This is a genomic window from Streptomyces sp. NPDC021225 (genome assembly GCF_044332865.1).
Taxonomy (GTDB): domain Bacteria; phylum Actinomycetota; class Actinomycetes; order Streptomycetales; family Streptomycetaceae; genus Streptomyces.
The window spans coordinates 30,556-49,161 of sequence record NZ_JBIRPV010000021.1 but is presented as its reverse complement, the minus strand read 5'-3'; the positions used below and the strand labels follow the sequence as shown (position 1 = coordinate 49,161).

Here is an 18,606-nt window from a genome sequence, read left to right as displayed (position 1 = left end):
TCTAGCGTGCCGCCATGACGCGTATCCCCGAGGCCGGGTCCCCGCACCCTGAGCCGCGCCCCCAGCCGCGCATTCAGCCGCACCCGACGACCGTGCTCACCGTGAACCTCGGCCGGCTGAAGCAGGTCGAGTACACCGACGCCCCGTCCGGCGGCACCGGCATCGACAAATGCCCCGCCGACGGGCCGGTGCGGGTGGTCGCCCCCGGCCCCAAGGGCGAGGCCGGGAGCGGGCTGATCGGCGACGCGGTCAGCGACACACGCCACCACGGCGGGAACGACCAGGCCGTGTACGCCTACGCGCGCGAGGACCTCGACGCCTGGGAGGGCGAGCTCGGCCGCGAGCTGCCGAACGGCGTCTTCGGCGAGAACCTCACCACCCGCGGCCTCGACATCACCGGCGCCCGGATCGGCGAGCGCTGGCGGATCGGCGCCGAGCTGCTGCTCGAGGTGGCCTCGGCGCGCATCCCGTGCCGGACCTTCGCGGCCTGGCTGGGCGAGGAGCGCTGGGTGAAGCGGTTCACCCGGGCGGCCGTCCCCGGCGCGTATCTGCGGGTCCTCGAGCCGGGCGAGATCCGCTCCGGGGACTCGGTCGAGATCGTGCACCGGCCCGACCACGAGGTGACCGTCGGCTTCGCCTTCCGCGCCGTCACCACCGAACGCGCCCTGCTGCCACGGGTGCTCGCGGCGGGCGACGCGCTCCAGCCCGAACTGCGGCAGACCGCACTTTCCTATACCGGAACACTTTCCCACTCACCGGAGAACTGATCCGGACGGGTGCGCTCCGACCCCCGCCGAGGCCGCTAACGTGCGCGTATGACGACTGCGTTGATTACGGGAACCACGGCGGGCATCGGCGCCGCCTTCGCGAGCCGGCTCGCGGCGGACGGTCACAACCTGGTGCTGGTGGCGCGGGACGAGAAGCGGCTGCGCGACCAGGCCGCCGACCTCCACGACCGGCACGGGGTGGAGGCGGACGTGCTGCGGGCCGACCTGTCCGAGGACGACGGCATCGCGGCCGTCGAGGAGCGCCTCGGCGACCGCAAGCACCCGATCGATCTGCTCGTCAACAACGCCGGCTTCGGCAACAAGGGCCGCTATCTCGAGGCGCCCCTGGCCGACGAGCTGCGGATGATGAAGGTCCACTGCGAGGCCGTGCTGCGGCTCACCACCGCGGCCGCCGAGACGATGCGGACCCGGGGGCGCGGCGGAGTGATCAACGTCGCCTCGATCGCCGCGTTCTTCCCGCGCGGCACGTACGGGGCCAGCAAGGCGTGGGTCGTGCAGTTCACCCAGGGCGCGGCGCGGGACCTGGCGAGTTCCGGGGTGCGGCTGATGGCGCTGTGCCCGGGGTTCGTACGGACCGAGTTCCACGCGCGGGCGGGGATCAAGCCGGACAGCGTGCCGAGCTGGATGTGGCTGGACGCCGACAAGGTGGTGACGGAGGCGCTCAAGGACTTCGCGCGGGGCAAGGCGCTGTCGATCCCCGATCCGCGGTACAAGGCGATGACGGGGCTGGCGAAGCTGGCGCCGCGGGCCGCGCTCTCGGTCGTCTCCTCGAACGTCGGACGTCCTCCCAAGCGCTGACACCCCCGCCGCCCCCGGAGCCCCGCGGCCCCGGAAACGCCTCGGGCGCGGTCACCCCCGCGAGGGGTGACCGCGCCCGGCGGGATCGCGCGGGGCCGCGTCAGTGCGCGTGACCGTGGCCGTGGCCCGCGGCCTCGGGCTCCTCCTCGGCCGGCTTCTCGACCACCAGCGTCTCGGTGGTGAGCAGCAGGGAGGCGATGGACGCCGCGTTCTCCAGGGCGGAGCGGGTGACCTTGACCGGGTCGATGACGCCGGCCTTCACCAGGTCGCCGTACTCGTCGGTCGCGGCGTTGAAGCCGTGGCCCTTCTCGAGCTCGGCCACCTTGGAGGTGATGACGTAGCCCTCAAGGCCCGCGTTCTCGGCGATCCAGCGCAGCGGCTCGACCGCGGCGCGGCGGACGACCGCGACACCGGTGGCCTCGTCGCCCTCCTTGCCGAGGTTGTCCTCCAGCACCTTCACGGCGTGGACGAGCGCGGAGCCACCACCGGAGACGATGCCCTCCTCGACCGCGGCGCGGGTCGCGGAGATGGCGTCCTCCAGACGGTGCTTCTTCTCCTTGAGCTCCACCTCGGTGGCGGCGCCGACGCGGATCACGCACACGCCGCCGGCCAGCTTGGCGAGGCGCTCCTGGAGCTTCTCGCGGTCCCAGTCGGAGTCCGTGGCCTCGATCTCGGCCTTGATCTGGTTGATCCGGCCGGTGACGTCCTCGGACTTGCCGCCACCGTCGACGATGGTGGTGTCGTCCTTGGTGACGGTCACCCGGCGGGCGGTGCCCAGCACGTCCAGGCCGACCTGGTCGAGCTTGAGGCCGACCTCCTCGGCGACGACGGTGCCGCCGGTGAGGGCGGCCATGTCGCCGAGCATCGCCTTGCGGCGGTCGCCGAAGCCGGGGGCCTTCACCGCGACGGCGTTGAAGGTGCCGCGGATCTTGTTGACGACGAGGGTGGACAGGGCCTCGCCCTCCACGTCCTCGGCGATGATCAGCAGCGGCTTGTTGCCACCCTGGATGATCTTCTCCAGCAGCGGCAGCAGGTCCTGGATCGAGGAGATCTTGCCCTGGTGGATCAGGATGTACGGGTCGTCGAGGACGGCCTCCATACGCTCCTGGTCGGTGACCATGTACGGCGACAGGTAGCCCTTGTCGAAGGCCATGCCCTCGGTGAAGTCGAGCTCCAGGCCGAAGGTGTTGGACTCCTCGACGGTGATCACACCGTCCTTGCCGACCTTGTCCATCGCCTCGGCGATGAGCTCGCCGACCTGCTTGTCCTGGGCGGACAGCGCGGCCACGGCGGCGATGTCGGACTTGGAGTCGATCGGGCGGGCGGTGGCCAGCAGCTCGTCGGACACGGCCTTGACGGCCGCGTCGATGCCCTTCTTCAGGGCGGCCGGGGAAGCACCGGCGGCCACGTTCCGCAGGCCCTCGCGGACCAGGGCCTGGGCCAGCACGGTGGCGGTGGTGGTGCCGTCACCCGCGATGTCGTTGGTCTTGGTCGCCACCTCCTTGACGAGCTGGGCGCCCAGGTTCTCGTACGGGTCCTCGACCTCGACCTCGCGGGCGATGGTGACACCGTCGTTGGTGATGGTCGGGGCGCCGAACTTCTTGTCGATGACGACGTTGCGGCCCTTGGGGCCGATCGTCACCTTGACGGTGTCGGCGAGCTTGTTGACGCCACGCTCGAGGGCGCGACGGGCGTCCTCGTCAAACTTCAGGATCTTCGCCATGGGTTGCGTATGTCCTCTCGAACGAACCGCGCCCCGGCCCCGGTATGGACTGGGGCACCGGGGCGCGGCTCACAGGCAAAACTTCGGTGACTTACTTCTCGATGATCGCGAGAACGTCGCGAGCCGAGAGGACGAGGTACTCCTCGCCGTTGTACTTCACCTCGGTACCGCCGTACTTGCTGTAGAGCACGACGTCGCCTACGGAGACGTCGAGCGGGAGACGGTTGCCGTCCTCGAAGCGGCCCGGGCCCACGGCCAGGACGACGCCCTCCTGGGGCTTCTCCTTGGCAGTGTCCGGGATAACCAGGCCAGAGGCCGTGGTCTGCTCGGCGTCGAGCGGCTGGACCACAATGCGGTCCTCGAGCGGCTTGATGGCAACCTTGGAGCTGGCGGTCGTCACGATCCGACCTCCCCCTTCGGAGATCTCACGGGGTTAACTGTCTGAGGTGGCGACCAGGTGGATCCGTCGTCGCGGGTGCCGGACCTGCCCGTCGCTGTGTTTGGCACTCGTTGGTGCTGAGTGCCAGCCACGACATTATGACGCGGTTAGCACTCAGTCAACCAGAGTGCCAAGTGACGGGGTGCCGCGGCGCCCCGCCGGAGTCGGCGGGACGCCACTCGGCCGGTCCCCGGAGGCGGTCCTCAGGGGGAGCCCTCGGAGGGATTCAGAGATAGTCCTCCAGCCGGGCCACGGCGAAGCCCTCGGCCTGGATCTCCCGGAGCAGCTCGGTCATCACATCGGTCATGGTCCGCCCCTCCTGCTGGGCGGGACCGCGGAAGTGGGCCAGCACGATGTCGCCGGAGTGCAGTCGGCCGCCCGACGCGTACTCCAGCCCGTCGGCCTTCATCTCGGCCGACCACATCACCAGCGCCCGCACCCCGCAGGCCGCCGCCGCGCGCACCGTGTCGTCGTCGACCGCCCCGTACGGCGGGCGGAAGAGATACGGCCGGGTACCGAACTGGTGAGCGAGCACATCCTGCTGGCCGCAGATCTCATGGGCCTGCTCCTCGAACTCCAGATCGGGCAGCCTCGGATGGGTGAGGGTGTGGTTCTGGATCCCGTTGCCGAGCCGGCGCAGCTGCTCGAAGTAGCCGTAGTCGCCGGACGCCACGTCGTCCGTCAGGAAGGCGGTGAACGGCAGCCCCAGGTCGTGGGCCTGCTGGATGAAGGCCGGGTCCTTCTCCGCGCCGTCGTCGATGGTCACGAAGACGACCTTGTCGTGGGTCGGCACATGGTCGATGATCGGCGGCCCGGCGGGCGCGCCCGCCCCGGGCGGCACCAGGGGCGGCTTGGACGAGGGCGGCGCCGCCGTTTCCAGCGGCCCGTCGAGCCCCCAGCGGCGGTAGCCGTCCGGGGCCGCGGGGGGCGCCGAGGGCAGGTCGGAGGCCGAACCGGACTCGGACGCGGGGCCGGACCCCGGCTCCGGCCCCGGCGACCGGGACGAGTCGTGCAGCGAGCCCGGGGCGTGGGCCCCGGCCCCGGGCGACGACATGGACGAATGGGGAGACGAAGAGGACATCGACGAGTCGGACGACGGCGAAGACGGCGCAGCCGTCCCGGCGCCATGCCCGTCCCCACAGCCCGCGAGCAGCGCCGCGGCCGCGACCAACACGAGACACCTTGAAAGGCCAGTCTTGATCATCATCACATAAGCGATCTTCAGCCGGGTGTCGCGAACGCGCGCGCTGAAGCGGGGAGAATGGGCGACGTGGACGTTGACGCCTTCGACTCACTGCTCCGCGACGAAGGGCAGACGCTGCTCCGCGAGCTGAGCGACTACGACCCGGCGCGGGAGCTCGCCACGGCGACCCGGCTGCGCCGTGACCACCCCGCGGAGCTGGTCTCCGCGGCCCTCACCCAGGCGGGGCTGCGGCAGCGCGCGGCCGCGAAGTTCGGCGCCGCCGACGCCCACCGCATGTACTTCACCCCCCATGGCGTCGAACAGGCCACCCGGGCGTCCGTCGCCGCCTACCGCGCCGCCCGCTTCACCGAGCTCGGCGTGCGCCGCGTCGCCGACCTGTGCTGCGGCATCGGCGGCGACGCGGTCGCGCTGGCCCGCGCGGGCATCTTCGTGCTGGCCGTCGACCGCGACCCGCTGACCTGCGCCGTGGTCCGGGCCAACGCCGAGGCCCTGGGACTGGCCGACCTCATCGAGGTGCGCCACGCGGATGTCGCCGAGGTCGACACCTCCGGCTACGACGCGATCTTCGTGGACCCGGCGCGGCGCGGCGGGCGGGGCCGCGTCTTCGACCCCGAGGCGTACTCGCCGCCGCTGTCCTGGGCCGTCGCGGCCGCCCGCACCGCCCCGCACGCCGCGCTCAAGGTCGCCCCCGGCATCCCGCACGACGCGGTCCCCGAGGACGCGGAGGCCGAGTGGATCTCGGACCACGGCGACGTGAAGGAGGCCCTGCTGTGGTTCGGCACGGCGCGCCCCGGCCTGCGCCGCGCCACGCTGCTCCCCGACCACCACACCCTCCTCGGCACCCCGCTGCTGCCGGACCCCGAGCCGGGCACGGTCGGGCGCTGGCTGTACGAACCGGACGGCGCGGTCATCCGCGCGCACCTGGTCGCGGACGTCGCCGCGCGGATCGGCGGCCGCCTCATCGACCCGACGATCGCCTATGTCACGGCCGACGACCTGCGCCCGACGCCGTACGCCACCGCGTACGAGATCACGGACGTGCTGCCGTTCAACCTCAAGAAGCTCAAGGCGCTGCTGCGTGAGCGGAAGGTCGGCGTCCTGACGGTCAAGAAGCGGGGATCGGCGGTCGAGCCGGAGGAGCTGCGGAAGAGGCTCCGCCTCGATGGGGTGAATTCCTGCACGGTGTTCCTCACCCGGGTGAGCGGCGCCCCCACCATGCTCCTCGGCCACCCGGCCCGAGCCTGAGCCACGCGGCCGGGGCCGGGCTCGGAGAGCAGGCCTTTCCCCACCCCGCCCCAGTCGAGGGAGGGCGGGGTGGGGGAAATCACCCGGCCCGGGCGGCTCCGTCAGGCTCCGGTGCCGTTCCTGGTTTTCAGCTCGAACCAGACGCCCTTCGCGTACATCCCCGTCGGATCCCCGTCCGCCGTCCCCCACTCGTCGGCCAGCGCCGCGACCACCCCGAGCCCGCGCCCGTACAACCGGTCGCCCGCCGGGAGATACGCGCCCGTGGGGAGCTCGGTGCTCGCGTCGTAGACGCTGATGCGCAGCCGGGGCTGCTCGATCATCACGCGGAGCATCAGGGAGTCGCCCTCGGCGTGCAGATAGGCGTTGGTGGCCAGCTCCGAGGTGCAGGCCGTCGCGGTCTCGACAAGGTCCTCATGGCCCACGGAGTTCAACACGCAGGCGACGAAGTCCCGGCAGATCTTCGGGGAGGTGGCCCGGCGGGTGCTCTGAAGCGTGTAGACGTACGGCTCTTCGGGTCCCGAGGAGGGCGAACTGTCCGCAGGGCTGTCGTCGGGCTCGTGGTCGGGTCCCATGTCAACTCCCTGCGACGGGGCCGTTGGTGCGCGTACCGTTACGATGATCAACGCTTCGTAACGGCGACAGCACCTACCGTAGGACAGTGCTGCAAACAAGTGCTACGGATTCGTTGAATTTCCCCGACAAATAGCCCGCGAGGGTGACACGTATGGGAGAGACATGCCACCCAGGAACGCGCCAACCGCCCGGCAACAGCGGTTGGGCACCGAACTGCGCAGGATGCGGGAGGACGCGGGCCTCAGCATCCAGGAGGCCGCCGACCGGCTCGGCATCAACCGGACCCACATCACCAACCTGGAGCTGGCCCGGTTCGGGGTGAGCGAGGAGCGCGTACGGACCCTCGCCGCCATCTACGCCTGCCCGGACATCGCGTACATCGACGCGCTCGCCGCCATGACCCATGAGCGCAAGGGCGGTTGGTGGGAGGAGTACCGGGGGCTCATCGCCACCGGCGGACTCGACCTGGCCGAGATGGAGTACTACGCGTCGAGCCTGCGCGTAGTCGGCCTCATCCACATTCCCGGGCTTCTCCAGACGGAGGAGTACGCACACGCGGTGATGGGCCAGGCCGTGCCCCCGTGGTCACCGACGGAGCTGCGCCGCAGGCTCTCCCACCGGATGAAGCGCCGGGACATCCTGGACCGGGACACCCCTCCCGAGTGCACCTTCGTCATCCACGAGGCCGCCCTGCACACCCGGTTCGGCGGGGCGCGAGTGCTGCGGGCCCAGCTGGAGCGGCTGCTGGAGGCGTCGGAGCGCGAGTACGTCACCGTGCGCGTCATCCCGCTCGACACGGACGGCTTCCCGGTCGCCGGCTCCACGGTCACCTACGCCTCGGGGCCCGTACCGCAGCTGGACACCGTGCAGTTCGACTCGGCCCTCGGCTCGATGTTCCTGGACGCGGAGTCCCAGCTGCGCAAGTACCGAGGGGTCCTGGACCGCAGCGCGGAGGTGGCCCTGCCCGACGAGGAATCGCGCTCTGTCGTGCGCGCCGCCGTTCAGCGCCTCTGAAAGCAAGGAAATGCGCACCATCAACTGGCAGAAGTCCTCCTACTCCGGCCAAGGCGAGGGAGACGCCTGCGTCGAGGTCGCCTCCATGGGCGAGGACATAGCGCTCCGGGAGAGCGACGACCCCGACAGAGTCGTGACCACCACCCCCACCGAGCTCAGATCGCTGCTCGACGGCATCAAGGCCGGTGAGTTCGACCGCCTGTCCTTAACGGTGACACCGCCATGACCACCCCACCGCCCGAGCCCTACGCCCAGCGGACCAGGTCCCCTGCCTCCTCGGCCCGACGCGCGCCCGGCCGGGCGTCGTTACGTTGATCACCATGACCGAGACCACCACCATGCCCGAGGCCCCGAGCACGCCCCGGCTGGACCTCGACGCCTACCTCGCCCGCATCGGCCGGCCCGGCGAACGCGGCCCGAGCGCGGCGTCCTTGCGCGCGCTGGCCTTCGCGCATGTGACGTCCATACCGTTCGAGAACCTCGACCCCCTGCGCGGCTCGGCGCCCTCGCTCGCCCTCCCCGACCTGGAGGCCAAGCTGGTCCGCGCCCCGCGCGGCGGCTACTGCTACGAGCAGAACACGCTGTTCGCCGCCGCCCTGAGGGCCCTCGGCTTCACCGTCACCGGCCTGGCCGCCCGGGTGCGCGTCGGCGCCCGCGGCGCCCTCCGCCCCCGTACGCACATGCTGCTGCTCGTCGAGGTCCCGGGCGAGCGCGAACCGTACGTGGCCGATGTCGGCTTCGGCAGCATCGGCGGTCTGCTGGAGGCGGTGCCGCTGGCCGCGGACACCGAGTTCCACGACGGGATCCGCCGCCACCGCTTCGTCCGCGAGCCGCACCCCGGCCATGAGGACCTGTGGGTGCTCCAGGCATTCCTCGACGGGGCGGACGGGGCGTGGGAGGACCAGTACGCCTTCACCCTCGAACCCTGCGAGCGCCCCGACTACGAGATCTTCAACTGGTATGTGGCGACCCACCCGCGCTCGCCCTTCCGGCGCACCCTCCACGTCCAGCGCACCACCGCCGACCGGCATCTGGCACTGAGCGGGCACACCCTGACCGAGACGGACCGCGACGGCACCCGCGCCCAGCGCGAACTGGCCGATGAGGCCGAGGTGCTGGCCGTACTCGCCGCCGAGTTCGGCATCGAGGCGCCGGAGGGCGTCCAATTGCCGAGGTAGCCCTTCGGGCAGACCCCCGGCCATGGCACGATCATCCCGCTAATGGGCGGATGAGAGGGTGGCAGGGGGCATGGGCAAAGAAAAACTGTCCGTATCGGATCAGGATCTGACAAGCCTGATCAAAGACCTGGAGGAGACGCAGAGCTACGTCGAGACGAAGATCAAGCGTCTGAACCTCCTGGTCGAGTCCGTCGACAAGGACGGGAAGGGGCCCGCGGCCACCGCCTACAAGAAGCTCCAGCGCGATGTGAGCATGGACGCGGTGCGGATCAGGCAGATGCTGAACGCCGTCGAGGAGGCGACGAAGGCGCAGGGGGCGGACGCCGACCCCCGCTATCTGGAACTGCTGCACAGGTTCCAGGTGTTGCAGAGGTCGTGGGAGGAGCAGCCCGGACCGCAGGGCACGGACGGCCACGACGAGCCGGACCCCGCGGCCTGACCCTCCCCGAACCGACAGCGACACCAACACCCTCGCCGAGGCCGGACGCTCAGAACATGTCGTCCGGCCGGTCGCCCTCCGGGTCCGCCTCGGGCGCGGGGGTGAGTTCGCGGGTGACCAGGCGGTAGTAGCCGACCGCCTTGGCCATGCCCAGCGCTCCCGTCCCCGCGAGGACGACCGCGCACCCCAGGGCCCGGACGGAACCGTCCACGGCGGCCGCCCTGGCCGCCGAGGCCGACCCGAAGCAGCACAGCAGCAGAGACGGCAGCAGCCAGAAGAGAGCCCGGCCCGGGGAGTGCCACCGGGCCAGGGAGTCCCGGTCCCGCCCCGCCCCGGCCCAGGCGCGGAGCCGCTCGCGCGCCTCCAGGTCGTCCCGGACGCCGGAGGTCATGGCCAGCGTCGTGGGCACCACGAACCCCACCGCCACGGCCAGGAAGAAGACGCCGAGCACGACGCTGACCACATCGCCCATGCCCACGTAGCGGCTCCCCGCCCAGGCCGCCACCCACCCCACCGAGATGAGCCCGGCCGCCAGCCAGAACAGCAGCGCCCGCCGCCGCCCCAGATACCAGGGCACCAGCTCGCGCAGCGCCTCCTCCCGCTCGGCGAGGAGGTCGGCGTGGTCGGGCGGCGGCCATATGTCCGAGGCGGGGTCGGGTGGCGGCGGGAGGCTGGGGCCCGGCATCCGGCTCACACCTCGGGCGCGGCGGACTCGACGGACTCGAACCGCCAGCGGTGCACGGCCCGGCGCACCAAGTCCTCCCCCGGCTCGGGGAGTTCGGGCAGCTCGGCGTCGTACGGGGCGTCCCACCAGGTGATGACCAGGACGCGGTCCGCGGGGGCGCGGAGGGTCTCGCGGCGCAGCGGCGCGGGGTCGAGCCGCTGACCGCGGGCCCAGGCCAGCAGCCGCTCGCCGCCGCCCTCCACGGCCCGCGCCTCCCACATCAGGGCGACGGTCATGCGTAGAGGTTCTTCCGGCTCAGCTCGTGCACATGGTCGTGGTCGTGCACATGGTCGTGGTCGTGGCCCGCGGGGGCCGGGACATGCGGGTCGGTCACCGGCAGCGAGGAGTCCGCCGACAGGTCCCAGGCCGACGCGGCCCGCCCGCGCGCCACCATCTCCGCGCCCAGCGCCGCGACCATCGCGCCGTTGTCCGTGCACAGCTTGGGCCGGGGCACGCGCAGCGTGATGCCCGCGTCCTCGCAGCGGCGCTCCGCCATGGCGCGCAGCCGGGAGTTGGCGGCCACCCCGCCGCCGATCATCAGGTGGTCGACGCCCTCGTCCCGGCAGGCCCGCACGGCCTTGCGGGTCAGCACGTCCACGACCGCCTCCTGGAAGGAGGCCGAGACATCGGCCACCGGCACGTCCTCGCCCGCCGCCCGCCTGGCCTCGATCCAGCGGGCCACGGCGGTCTTGAGGCCGGAGAAGGAGAAGTCGTACGGGGCGTCGCGCGGGCCGGTCAGCCCGCGCGGGAAGGCGATCGCGTCCGGGTCGCCCTCGCGCGCCATGCGGTCGATGACCGGGCCGCCCGGGAAGCCGAGGTGCAGCACCCGGGCGATCTTGTCGAACGCCTCGCCCGCCGCGTCGTCGATCGTCGAGCCGAGCGGGCGGACGTCCGAGGTGATGTCGGGCGCGAGCAGCAGCGAGGAGTGGCCGCCGCTCACCAGCAGGGCCATCGTCGGCTCGGGCAGCGGGCCGTGCTCCAGTTGGTCCACGCAGATGTGCGAGGCCAGGTGGTTGACGCCGTAGAGCGGCTTGCCGAGCGCGTACGCGTACGCCTTGGCGGCCGAGACGCCGACCAGCAGCGCCCCCGCGAGCCCGGGCCCGGCGGTGACCGCGACGCCGTCCAGGTCGGACGGGGCGACCCCGGCCTCCTTCAGGGCGCGCTGGATGGTGGGGACCATCGCCTCCAGATGCGCCCGGCTGGCCACCTCGGGGACCACGCCGCCGAAGCGGGCGTGCTCGTCGACGCTGGAGGCGACGGCGTCGGCGAGGAGGGTGTGGCCGCGGACGATGCCGACGCCGGTCTCGTCGCAGGAGGTCTCGATGCCGAGTACGAGCGGTTCGTCAGCCATGGGTCTTCGTTCCTTGTGCGGAGCCTTGTACGGAGCCTTGTCCTTGCACGGGGCACTGCGCGGCGGGCGTGGGGGAGGCCGGGTCCGCCAAGCGCATCACCAGCGCGTCCACGTTCCCCGGCTGGTAATAGCCCTTGCGGATGCCGAGGGGCGCGAAGCCGAAGCGCTCGTAGAGGCGCTGCGCCCGCAGATTGTCGACGCGCACCTCCAGCAGCACCTCATGGCACTCGAAGGCGGTGGCGGCCGTGATGAGGTTCGTCAGCAGCCGGGCGCCGAGCCCGGTGCCCCAGTGGTCGCGGGCGGCGGCGATGGTCTGCACATCGGCCGTGCGGTCGACGGCGGCGAGCCCCGCGTAACCCACCAGCCGGCCGCCCGCCTCCGCGACCACGTAGTGGCGGGTCGCGGCCGGGCCGCGGGCATGGGCGAGCTCGGACCAGAACATGCCGGGCGACCAGGCGTCGTCCGGGAAGAGGTCCACTTCGAGCCGCAGCACGCTCTCGATGTCCCACCAGCGCATCTCGCGCACCACCGGGGCCTGCGGTGTCGCGGGGGTCACCGGGGCGTGACCACCTTGTAGTTGGCGGGCACCTGGGCGTCGGGGCGGCGCAGATACAGCGGCCGGTCGGGCAGCAGCTCCTCGCCGCGCGCCAGCTTCTCGGCGGCCAGCGCCGCCAGCGCGCCGGCCGACTGGTGCTCGGGCATCCCGGCCGGTACGTCCGCGAAGGCGGCCGGGTAGAGCAGGGCGCCCGCGCCGACGGCCGGCAGCCCGGCCACCCGCTCGCCGAGGTCCGCCGGCAGGTCGACGGCCGGCTCGGTCACCCGGGTGCGGGCGTCGTCGTACCGCGCCCAGTAGACCTCTTTGCGCCGCGCGTCCGTGGCCACGACGAAGGGCCCTTCCAGACCGGCCTGCCCGGCGGCGTACGCGATCCCGTCGAGCGTGCACAGCCCGTGCACGGGGATGCCGAGGGCCGCCCCGAAGGTGGCCGCGGTCACCAGGCCGACCCGCAGCCCGGTATACGGGCCGGGCCCCACGCCGACGACCAGATCGGTCACCTCGCCGAGCGCGGTCCCCGCCTCGGCCAGCACCCGGTCGACGGCGGGCAGCAGCAGCTCGCCGTGGCGCCGCGCGTCGGTCTGACGCGACTCGGCGAGGACGGCGGTGCCGTCGTGCAGGGCGACGGTGACGGCGGGGGTGGCGGTGTCAAGCGCGAGCAACAGCACGAGGACAGCCTACGGCGCCCGCGGCGGGGGCCGCTCCGCCGCGGGGCGCGCACCGCGAGCGCGCGCCGGAGGGGGACGGGGTGCGCGCGGGAGGGGGCACCTCCCGGGCGAAGCCTGGGGGAGGTTGTGGCGCACATGGGGACCGCGCTCCGGTGCTACGGTCGGCTTGTCCTCTGTCCGCCCGCGGTCCGGCCCGCGGCGACGGGAGGAATCCGGAGCCGAGGAGAGGGTGGCAAGCCGTGCCAAGGAGCAGCACCGGGACCGTCGTGGCCGCGCTCACCGCCGCCGCGCTCGGCGGCGTGGGCTTCCTCGCCTATCAGGCGTCGGCGACCGCTCCCGACCGCCCCTCCCACTCCGTGCGCGACTCCAAGGCGGGCGGCTCCGAGGACAAGGCCAAGACCAAGGACAAGGGCGACAAGAAGAAGTCCACCGCGCTGCCGGCCAAATCCGGCTCCGGGCTCCGCGTGGTCTACGCGCTGGGGGAACGGCGGGTCTGGCTGGTGGACGCCGACGAGAAGGCGACCCACACCTTCGTGGTCTCCCCCAGCACGGCGAGCCCGGCCCCCGGGACGTACGAGGTCACCTCGCGCGTGGCGAGCACGATCGGCTCGGACGGGGTACAGGTCGAACACGTCGTCGTCTTCAACACGGAAGCGGGGGTCGTGTACGGCTTCAGCGCGGCGGTCGACGGCTCGCTCCCCGACCCGAACGCGACGAAGAAGACCGGCGGCATCCGGGAGAGCCGCGCGGACGCCACGGCGATGTGGCAGTTCGCGCAGGCCGGCACGAAGGTCGTCGTCCTCGCCTGACCTTCGGCGCGCGCCGCGCCACGCCCGCTACGCCGCGTCGCGGCGCGGTTCGCCCTCCCCCTCGCACGCGCCGGCCTCTTCCGGCTCGCCCGCCGCGGCGGGCGCCGGGCCGGGCGACGGGCACTCCGGCGGCGTGGACACCGCGCTCGCCGCCGCGCAGGCGGCCAGCAGTTCCCTCATCGACGGGGACCGGTCATCGCGCCGGCCCGCCTCGGCAGCGGGCTCTCGGGACGGCATGGATGCCTCCTAAGGGTCCTGGGGCAAACGGCCAACTTAGGCACGCCTAACTTAGCCTCTCTTCCCATGTGACCACGGGGGATGCCCCTCGCGCAACATTTTGCCGACGGCTTGTCGGAACCTTGTCGGCGCCGCGGCCGGAACCTTGTCGGCGCCGCGGCCGGAACCTCAGCCCGCCAGCGACGCCAGATCCTCACCCGCCCAGCGCGGCCCGACCCCGGTCACCACCACGCCCCGGACGTCCTCCGGCGCGGTGGCCTCGTCCCCCGCCGTCCGCTCGATGACGACGTGCAGCCGGTCCTCCGAGAGCCCCTCGACCTTCCCCTCGCCCCACTCCACGGCCACCACCGACTCCGGCAGCGACACATCGAGGTCCAGGTCCTCCATCTCGTCCAGGCCCCCGCCCAGCCGGTAGGCGTCCACATGCACCAGCGGCGGGCCGTCGCCCAGCGACGGGTGGACGCGCGCGATCACGAACGTCGGCGAGGTGACCGCGCCGCGCACCCCGAGCCCCTCCCCGAGGCCGCGGGTCAGCGTCGTCTTGCCCGCGCCCAGCTCCCCGGTGAGCAGCACCAGGTCACCGGGGCGCAGCAGCTTGGCAAGCCTGCGCCCCAGGTCCCGCATCTGCTCGGGCGAGGTGACGGTGATGCGCAGGGTGGCGTACGGGCCGGTGGCGTGCGGGGTCTCCATACCGGCCGATGTTACGGCTCGGGCCCCGCCCCGGGCCGGGCCCGGGAGCCGCTACCCGCGCGCCGTACGCCGTCGTCCGCTCCCGCCGGACGCGGCCCGCGAGGTGTCCGTACCGGCCGCCTGCGCCAGCAGGTCGATCAGATGTCCGTTCACCTCTTCGGGGTGTTCCAGCATCACCAGGTGCCCGCCCTCCTCGACGATCACCAGGCCCGCGCCGGGCAGCGCCTCCGCGATGGCCTCGCTGTGCTCCATCGGGGTGATGAGGTCCTTGTCGCCCGCCAGCACCAGCACCGGCAGCCCGTCGAAGACCGGCAGCGCCTCCGCCTTGTCGTGCTCCACGAAGGCCGGGTAGAACTCCGCGACCACATCGATCGGCGTCGCCTCGATCAGCCGCTCCGCGAACCGCGCGACCCCCGGGTCCACGTCCTTCGACCCGAACGAATAGCGCTTGATCACGCCCGCGAACAGATCGGCCGTGGCCCGCCGCCCCCGCTCGACCAGCTCCGCCTGCCACCCCAGCGCCTTCAGCAGGCCCGGCAGCAGCCGCCGTACCGCGTTCACCCCGACCACCGGCAGTCCGAAGCTGACCTCGCTGAGATGCCCCGACGACGTGCCCACGAACGCCGCGCCGATCACCCGCTCGCGCACCAGCTCCGGGAACTGCGCGGCCAGCGCCATCATCGTCATGCCGCCCATCGAGTGCCCCACCAGCACCAGCGGCCCCTCGGGCGCCGCCGTGTCGATCACGGCCTTCAGATCGCGGCCGAGCTGGTCGATGGTGACCTGCGTGCCGTCCATCTGGGCGCGGCCCCGCGCCGACCTGCCGTGGCACCGCTGGTCCCAGTAAACGGCGCGGACCCCGCCGCGCAGCACCGCGCGCTGGAAGTGCCAGGAGTCCTGGGCCAGACAGTAGCCATGGCTGAAAATCACCGTGATCGGGGCGGGGGTGCGCCGCCCGAGCAGCCGCTTGCGGCGCGCCGGCGTCTGCGCCGGTATGTCCTCGACCTCGTAGTACAGCTCGGTGCCGTCGTCGGCGACCGCCGTGCCCGGGGTGCCGCGCAGCGTGCCGAACGGGCCCGCCGCGTCCAGCTCCAGCCGCGCCTTGCGCCGTACGCCACGGCCCACCGTCAGCCGCTCGAGCCCGACGCCCATGGCCGCGCCCGCCGCGACGACACCGATGGCGACGCCCGCGAAACCCGCGCCGCGCCGCCACCCCACGGCCGTTGCCCCCGCCGCCACCCGTGCCGCCGTCTCCGCTGTGCTGTCGCCTTCCATGGTCAGTTCCCAGTGCCCGCAGCGTGACCCACATAAACGCGCGGCACGCGTGCCCCGATCCTCGTGACGATCTCGTACGCGATCGTGCCGACCGCCCGCGCCCAGTCCTCCGCGGTCGGCTCGCCCCGGTCACCGGGCCCGAACAGCACCACCTCGTCCCCCGGCGCCGCGCTGTCACCGCCGAGATCCACCACGAACTGGTCCATGGCCACCGTGCCGGCCACCGTCCGCCACTTGCCCGCCACCAGCACCGGACCCGTCCCGGAGGCATGCCGCGGAATCCCGTCCGCGTAGCCCACCGGCACCAGCGCGAGCGTGGTCGGGCCGGGGGTGACATAGCGGTGCCCGTACGACACGCCGTGTCCGCCCGGCACCCGCTTGACCGAGGCGAGCGAGGCCACCAGCGTCATCACCGGGCGCAGCCCGAAGTCCCCGGGGTGGCCGACCTCCGGGCTCGGCGAGATCCCGTAGACCGCGATCCCGGTCCGTACGAGGTCGAAGTGCGACTCGGGCAGCGTCAGCGTCGCCGGCGAGTTGGCCATGTGCCGCACCTCCGGGCGCAGCCCCGCCTCCTCCGCCTGCGCCAGCAGCGCCCGGAACACCTCCAGCTGCGCGGCGATCGACGGGTGTCCCGGCTCGTCCGCGCACGCGAAGTGCGACCACAGACCGGTCACCTTCACCGTGCCCTCCGCCTCGGCGGCCCGCGCGGCGGCGATGAGTTCCGGCCACTCCTCGGGCGGGCAGCCGTTGCGGCCCAGCCCGGTGTCCGCCTTCAGCTGCACGCGCGCCGTACGGCCGCACTCCCGGGCCGCGGCGACGGCCTCCCACAGCGCCCACAGCCCGCTCAGCGACACGTCGACGTCCGCCTCGATCGCCTCCCGCCACGGGCCGCCCGGCGTCCACAGCCAGCACAGCACCCGGCCCGTGTCACCCGCGGCGCGCAGCGCCAGCGCCTCCTCGGGCGTGGCCGTGCCCAGCCAGCTCGCGCCCGCCTCGCGGGCGGCGCGCGCGCAGGGCACGGCGCCGTGGCCGTAGGCGTCCGACTTGACCACGGCCATCAGCTCGGCCCCGGGGGCCGCGGCGCGCAGCGCGCGCACATTGGCCCGCAGGGCGGCCAGGTCGACCACGGCACGGGCGCGCATCGGTGTCTCGTTCATCAGCGTCAGTCTCTCAGGCCCGCCCCGCGCGCGGAGCGCGTGCTTCCGCACGAGCCGTCCGCACAGGCGCCCGGCGAGTGCGGCAAAGGTCCGGGAAACTGGTCGCCATGAGGATTGCCTACAGCGTCGAGACCGTACGGGCCGCGGAGCGGGACCTGATGGCGCGGCTGCCCCGAGGAGCGCTCATGCAGCGCGCGGCCGCGGGCCTGGCGGCCGCCTGCGCGGGGCTGCTGGGCCGCGTGTACGGGGCCCGGGTGGCCCTCCTGGTGGGCAGCGGCGACAACGGCGGAGACGCTCTGTATGCCGGAGCCCGACTCGCCCGGCGCGGGGCGGGGGTGACGGCCGTACTGCTGGCGCCCGACCGCGCCCACGCGGGCGGGCTGCGGGCGCTGCTCGGCGCGGGCGGGCGCGCGCTCCCCGCCTCTTCTGATTCCGCCTCCGTCTCCGCCGAAGCGGTCCTGGCCCAGGCCGACCTGGTCCTCGACGGGATCGTCGGCATCGGCGGCAAGGGCGGCCTGCGGCCCGACGCCGAGCGCCTGATCCGGGCCGTGCGCGGCACCATGGTCGCCGTCGACCTGCCCAGCGGCGTCGACGCCGACACCGGCGAGGTGCGCGGCCCCGCCGTGCGCGCCGACGCGACCGTCACCTTCGGCACCTACAAGCCCGGCCTGCTCATCGACCCCGCCCATGAACACGCGGGCGCGCTGCGGCTGATCGACATCGGTCTGGCCCCCCATCTGCCCGCCACCCCCGACGCCGAGGCCCTCCAGCACCACGACGTCGCGGCCCTCCTGCCCCGCCCCAGCGCGGAGAGCGACAAGTACCGGCGCGGCGTCGTCGGCGTCGTGGCGGGCTCGGCCCGCTACCCGGGCGCCGCGGTCCTGGCCGTCGCGGGCGCGCTGCGCGGCGGGGCGGGCGCGGTCCGGTACGTGGGCCCGGCGGCCGACGCGGTCATCGCCCGCTTCCCCGAGACCCTCGTCCACTCCGGCCCGCCGCACAAGGCCGGCCGCGTCCAGGCGTGGGTGGTCGGCCCCGGCCTCGGCGACGACGCGGCCGCCCGCCAGTCCCTCGACGACGTCCTCGCCTCCGACGTCCCGCTCCTCGTCGACGCGGACGGGCTACGCCTGCTCCCCTCCGGCGACCTGGGCTCACGCGGCGCGGCCACGGTCCTCACCCCGCACGCCGGGGAGGCCGCGGCGCTGCTTGGCGTGGCGCGCGAGGAGGTCGAGCGCAGCCGCCTCGCCTTTGTGCGCGCCCTCGCCGAGCGCTACGGCGCGACCGTCCTCCTCAAGGGCTCGACGACGCTCGTCTGTTCCGGCCCGGGCTCCGGCCCCGTACGCGTCAACCCCACCGGCACCGGCTGGCTCGCCACGGCGGGCAGCGGCGACGTCCTCTCCGGCCTGACCGGCTCCCTCCTCGCCACCGGCCTGCCCGCCCACGACGCCGCCTCCGCCGGCGCCTACCTCCACGGCCTCGCCGCCCGCCACGCCACCTCCCCGACCGGCGCACCCATCGCGGCGTACGACGTGGCGACGGCCCTGCCCGAGGTCTGGCGGGACGTGCTGCTGGGCTGAGCACGTTGGTTGGGTGCGGGTTCGTGGGGGGTGCGCCTGCTGTTCGTGAGTGGTGCCGGGGGTAGGGCCTCCGGGGCTGTCACCCTGGACCGCATATTTACGGCGCCGGTGCCCGGAAGCGTGGTCTTGCCCGGAACTTGGCGCCACAAATATGCGTAAGCGTCCAG

At 73.2% G+C, this 18,606-nt stretch carries 22 protein-coding genes; 9 read left to right on the top strand and 13 right to left on the bottom strand.

From position 1 onward, the window contains the following. Positions 1-14 precede the first annotated feature (14 nt). Together ACH4S9_RS45560 and ACH4S9_RS45555 are read left to right on the top strand one after the other, a co-directional pair. A complete protein-coding gene (locus ACH4S9_RS45560; RefSeq protein ID WP_398377467.1) occupies positions 15-767 on the top strand; it encodes an MOSC domain-containing protein in 753 nt (250 codons plus the stop codon). 48 nt (positions 768-815) lie between these two features. After that, on the top strand, positions 816-1,586 hold the full coding sequence (locus tag ACH4S9_RS45555; protein WP_311726718.1) for an SDR family oxidoreductase: 771 nt from the start codon (positions 816-818) through the stop codon (positions 1,584-1,586). Positions 1,587-1,686: 100 nt separating this feature from the next. On the opposite strand, the gene groL is transcribed toward ACH4S9_RS45555, so the two are convergent. The 3 genes from groL to ACH4S9_RS45540 all read right to left on the bottom strand — a co-directional run bounded on the left by groL (position 1,687) and on the right by ACH4S9_RS45540 (position 4,802). Further along, complete coding sequence (groL, locus tag ACH4S9_RS45550) at positions 1,687-3,309, bottom strand: chaperonin GroEL (protein ID WP_311726717.1); 1,623 nt, start codon at positions 3,307-3,309, stop codon at positions 1,687-1,689. Between the two features lie 91 nt (positions 3,310-3,400). Then, positions 3,401-3,709: a co-chaperone GroES gene (gene groES, locus ACH4S9_RS45545; RefSeq protein ID WP_014178834.1), complete on the bottom strand. Its 309-nt coding sequence runs from the start codon at positions 3,707-3,709 to the stop codon at positions 3,401-3,403. Between the two features lie 265 nt (positions 3,710-3,974). After that, positions 3,975-4,802: a polysaccharide deacetylase family protein gene (locus tag ACH4S9_RS45540; RefSeq protein ID WP_311726716.1), complete on the bottom strand. Its 828-nt coding sequence runs from the start codon at positions 4,800-4,802 to the stop codon at positions 3,975-3,977. A 207-nt stretch (positions 4,803-5,009) separates the two neighbouring features. On the opposite strand from ACH4S9_RS45540, the gene ACH4S9_RS45535 reads away from it, so the two are divergent. Then, on the top strand, positions 5,010-6,197 hold the full coding sequence (locus tag ACH4S9_RS45535) for a class I SAM-dependent methyltransferase (RefSeq protein WP_311726715.1): 1,188 nt from the start codon (positions 5,010-5,012) through the stop codon (positions 6,195-6,197). A gap of 101 nt (positions 6,198-6,298) precedes the next feature. Here the strand turns inward: ACH4S9_RS45535 and ACH4S9_RS45530 are convergent, their stop codons facing one another. Further along, positions 6,299-6,769: an ATP-binding protein gene (locus tag ACH4S9_RS45530; RefSeq protein ID WP_311726714.1), complete on the bottom strand. Its 471-nt coding sequence runs from the start codon at positions 6,767-6,769 to the stop codon at positions 6,299-6,301. A 163-nt stretch (positions 6,770-6,932) separates the two neighbouring features. Between ACH4S9_RS45530 and ACH4S9_RS45525 the strand changes: the two genes are divergently transcribed. The 4 genes from ACH4S9_RS45525 (at position 6,933) to ACH4S9_RS45510 (ending at position 9,401) form a co-directional block, all read left to right on the top strand. Beyond that, complete coding sequence (locus ACH4S9_RS45525; RefSeq protein ID WP_311726713.1) at positions 6,933-7,784, top strand: Scr1 family TA system antitoxin-like transcriptional regulator; 852 nt, start codon at positions 6,933-6,935, stop codon at positions 7,782-7,784. A gap of 10 nt (positions 7,785-7,794) precedes the next feature. Further along, the gene (locus tag ACH4S9_RS45520) at positions 7,795-8,010 is read left to right on the top strand and encodes a DUF397 domain-containing protein (RefSeq protein ID WP_311726712.1); all 216 of its coding nucleotides are present in this window, start codon (positions 7,795-7,797) and stop codon (positions 8,008-8,010) included. Between the two features lie 94 nt (positions 8,011-8,104). Continuing rightward, the gene (locus ACH4S9_RS45515) at positions 8,105-8,962 is read left to right on the top strand and encodes an arylamine N-acetyltransferase (protein ID WP_398377464.1); all 858 of its coding nucleotides are present in this window, start codon (positions 8,105-8,107) and stop codon (positions 8,960-8,962) included. A 70-nt stretch (positions 8,963-9,032) separates the two neighbouring features. Beyond that, positions 9,033-9,401 carry a hypothetical protein gene (locus tag ACH4S9_RS45510; RefSeq protein WP_311726710.1) on the top strand — a complete coding sequence of 123 codons (369 nt, stop codon included), beginning with the start codon at positions 9,033-9,035 and terminating at the stop codon, positions 9,399-9,401. 49 nt (positions 9,402-9,450) lie between these two features. Here the strand turns inward: ACH4S9_RS45510 and ACH4S9_RS45505 are convergent, their stop codons facing one another. From ACH4S9_RS45505 to tsaB, 5 genes are read right to left on the bottom strand one after another with little or no spacing between them, the layout of a single operon-like run. Further along, complete coding sequence (locus ACH4S9_RS45505; RefSeq protein ID WP_398377462.1) at positions 9,451-10,086, bottom strand: hypothetical protein; 636 nt, start codon at positions 10,084-10,086, stop codon at positions 9,451-9,453. Positions 10,087-10,091: 5 nt separating this feature from the next. Then, positions 10,092-10,361, bottom strand: coding sequence for a hypothetical protein (locus ACH4S9_RS45500; protein ID WP_311726708.1), 270 nt, complete (start codon positions 10,359-10,361; stop codon positions 10,092-10,094). Beyond that, entirely contained in the window at positions 10,358-11,476 is a 1,119-nt protein-coding gene (tsaD, locus tag ACH4S9_RS45495; RefSeq protein ID WP_311726707.1) for a tRNA (adenosine(37)-N6)-threonylcarbamoyltransferase complex transferase subunit TsaD, read from the bottom strand. The genes ACH4S9_RS45500 and tsaD overlap by 4 nt, the downstream gene beginning before the upstream one ends. Beyond that, positions 11,469-11,993: a ribosomal protein S18-alanine N-acetyltransferase gene (rimI, locus tag ACH4S9_RS45490; protein ID WP_358846612.1), complete on the bottom strand. Its 525-nt coding sequence runs from the start codon at positions 11,991-11,993 to the stop codon at positions 11,469-11,471. The genes tsaD and rimI overlap by 8 nt, the downstream gene beginning before the upstream one ends. 35 nt (positions 11,994-12,028) lie before the next feature. Beyond that, positions 12,029-12,697 (bottom strand): tRNA (adenosine(37)-N6)-threonylcarbamoyltransferase complex dimerization subunit type 1 TsaB, encoded by a 669-nt coding sequence (tsaB, locus tag ACH4S9_RS45485; RefSeq protein ID WP_311726706.1) that lies wholly within the window; start codon positions 12,695-12,697, stop codon positions 12,029-12,031. Between the two features lie 239 nt (positions 12,698-12,936). On the opposite strand from tsaB, the gene ACH4S9_RS45480 reads away from it, so the two are divergent. Next, the gene (locus ACH4S9_RS45480; RefSeq protein ID WP_361190168.1) at positions 12,937-13,506 is read left to right on the top strand and encodes a hypothetical protein; all 570 of its coding nucleotides are present in this window, start codon (positions 12,937-12,939) and stop codon (positions 13,504-13,506) included. Between the two features lie 27 nt (positions 13,507-13,533). On the opposite strand, the gene ACH4S9_RS45475 is transcribed toward ACH4S9_RS45480, so the two are convergent. The 4 genes from ACH4S9_RS45475 to alr form a co-directional block, all read right to left on the bottom strand. Beyond that, a complete protein-coding gene (locus ACH4S9_RS45475; RefSeq protein WP_385348083.1) occupies positions 13,534-13,743 on the bottom strand; it encodes a hypothetical protein in 210 nt (69 codons plus the stop codon). Positions 13,744-13,911: 168 nt separating this feature from the next. Continuing rightward, a complete protein-coding gene (tsaE, locus tag ACH4S9_RS45470) occupies positions 13,912-14,433 on the bottom strand; it encodes a tRNA (adenosine(37)-N6)-threonylcarbamoyltransferase complex ATPase subunit type 1 TsaE (RefSeq protein ID WP_311726703.1) in 522 nt (173 codons plus the stop codon). A 51-nt stretch (positions 14,434-14,484) separates the two neighbouring features. Beyond that, positions 14,485-15,708 carry an alpha/beta fold hydrolase gene (locus ACH4S9_RS45465; protein ID WP_385348080.1) on the bottom strand — a complete coding sequence of 408 codons (1,224 nt, stop codon included), beginning with the start codon at positions 15,706-15,708 and terminating at the stop codon, positions 14,485-14,487. Between the two features lie 2 nt (positions 15,709-15,710). Then, positions 15,711-16,865, bottom strand: a complete 1,155-nt coding sequence (gene alr / locus ACH4S9_RS45460; RefSeq protein WP_398377461.1) for an alanine racemase — start codon at positions 16,863-16,865, stop codon at positions 15,711-15,713. Positions 16,866-16,972: 107 nt separating this feature from the next. Between alr and ACH4S9_RS45455 the strand changes: the two genes are divergently transcribed. Next, entirely contained in the window at positions 16,973-18,439 is a 1,467-nt protein-coding gene (locus ACH4S9_RS45455) for an NAD(P)H-hydrate dehydratase (RefSeq protein WP_398377460.1), read from the top strand. The last annotated feature ends 167 nt before the right edge of the window (positions 18,440-18,606 follow it).

Excerpts from the sequence above, each read along its gene's own strand:
- ACH4S9_RS45560 (WP_398377467.1), top strand. The coding sequence starts at position 15 with ATGACGCGTATCCCCGAGGCCGGGTCCCCGCACCCTGAGCCGCGCCCC.
- ACH4S9_RS45555 (WP_311726718.1), top strand. The coding sequence starts at position 816 with ATGACGACTGCGTTGATTACGGGAACCACGGCGGGCATCGGCGCCGCC.
- groL (WP_311726717.1), bottom strand. The coding sequence starts at position 3,309 with ATGGCGAAGATCCTGAAGTTTGACGAGGACGCCCGTCGCGCCCTCGAG.
- ACH4S9_RS45540 (WP_311726716.1), bottom strand. The coding sequence starts at position 4,802 with ATGTCGTCGCCCGGGGCCGGGGCCCACGCCCCGGGCTCGCTGCACGAC.
- ACH4S9_RS45535 (WP_311726715.1), top strand. The coding sequence starts at position 5,010 with ATGGGCGACGTGGACGTTGACGCCTTCGACTCACTGCTCCGCGACGAA.
- ACH4S9_RS45530 (WP_311726714.1), bottom strand. The coding sequence starts at position 6,769 with ATGGGACCCGACCACGAGCCCGACGACAGCCCTGCGGACAGTTCGCCC.
- ACH4S9_RS45525 (WP_311726713.1), top strand. The coding sequence starts at position 6,933 with ATGCCACCCAGGAACGCGCCAACCGCCCGGCAACAGCGGTTGGGCACC.
- ACH4S9_RS45520 (WP_311726712.1), top strand. The coding sequence starts at position 7,795 with ATGCGCACCATCAACTGGCAGAAGTCCTCCTACTCCGGCCAAGGCGAG.
- ACH4S9_RS45515 (WP_398377464.1), top strand. The coding sequence starts at position 8,105 with ATGACCGAGACCACCACCATGCCCGAGGCCCCGAGCACGCCCCGGCTG.
- ACH4S9_RS45510 (WP_311726710.1), top strand. The coding sequence starts at position 9,033 with ATGGGCAAAGAAAAACTGTCCGTATCGGATCAGGATCTGACAAGCCTG.
- ACH4S9_RS45505 (WP_398377462.1), bottom strand. The coding sequence starts at position 10,086 with ATGCCGGGCCCCAGCCTCCCGCCGCCACCCGACCCCGCCTCGGACATA.
- ACH4S9_RS45500 (WP_311726708.1), bottom strand. The coding sequence starts at position 10,361 with ATGACCGTCGCCCTGATGTGGGAGGCGCGGGCCGTGGAGGGCGGCGGC.
- tsaD (WP_311726707.1), bottom strand. The coding sequence starts at position 11,476 with ATGGCTGACGAACCGCTCGTACTCGGCATCGAGACCTCCTGCGACGAG.
- rimI (WP_358846612.1), bottom strand. The coding sequence starts at position 11,993 with ATGCGCTGGTGGGACATCGAGAGCGTGCTGCGGCTCGAAGTGGACCTC.
- ACH4S9_RS45475 (WP_385348083.1), bottom strand. The coding sequence starts at position 13,743 with ATGCCGTCCCGAGAGCCCGCTGCCGAGGCGGGCCGGCGCGATGACCGG.
- tsaE (WP_311726703.1), bottom strand. The coding sequence starts at position 14,433 with ATGGAGACCCCGCACGCCACCGGCCCGTACGCCACCCTGCGCATCACC.
- ACH4S9_RS45465 (WP_385348080.1), bottom strand. The coding sequence starts at position 15,708 with ATGGAAGGCGACAGCACAGCGGAGACGGCGGCACGGGTGGCGGCGGGG.
- alr (WP_398377461.1), bottom strand. The coding sequence starts at position 16,865 with ATGAACGAGACACCGATGCGCGCCCGTGCCGTGGTCGACCTGGCCGCC.
- ACH4S9_RS45455 (WP_398377460.1), top strand. The coding sequence starts at position 16,973 with ATGAGGATTGCCTACAGCGTCGAGACCGTACGGGCCGCGGAGCGGGAC.